Consider the following 431-nt stretch of genomic DNA (forward strand, 5'->3'; position numbering starts at 1 on the left):
GTCCACGACGCCGTCAAGGAACACGCCCGTACGGAGTTCCGCGAGGAGGTCTGGCAGCAGCTCATCCAGGGGATGCGCTTCGTCCAGGGCACCTTCGACGACGACGACTCGTTCGAGCGGCTGCGCGCCACGATCGACGAGCTGGACAAGGCACAGGGCACGGGCGGCAACTTCGCCTTCTACCTCTCCGTGCCGCCGTCCGCCTTCCCGGTGGTCATCCAGCAGCTGAAGAAGCATCACCTGGCCGACCAGTCGAACGGCTCCTGGCGGCGCGCGGTCATCGAGAAGCCCTTCGGCCACGACCTGAAGTCGGCCGAGGAACTCAACGCGATCGTGCACGAGGTCTTCTCCTCGGACCAGGTCTTCCGCATCGACCACTACCTCGGCAAGGAGACCGTCCAGAACATCCTGGCGCTCCGCTTCGCCAACAC

At 65.4% G+C, this 431-nt stretch carries 1 pseudogene; it reads left to right on the forward strand.

Going from position 1 to position 431, the window contains the following annotated elements:
* Positions 1 to 431 (forward strand): annotated as a pseudogene (locus KVT44_RS55600) (glucose-6-phosphate dehydrogenase); the annotation flags it as partial.

Origin of the sequence: Streptomyces sp. GbtcB7, from assembly GCF_019091445.1 — a bacterium.
GTDB classification, from domain to species: Bacteria; Actinomycetota; Actinomycetes; order Streptomycetales; family Streptomycetaceae; genus Streptomyces; species Streptomyces mirabilis.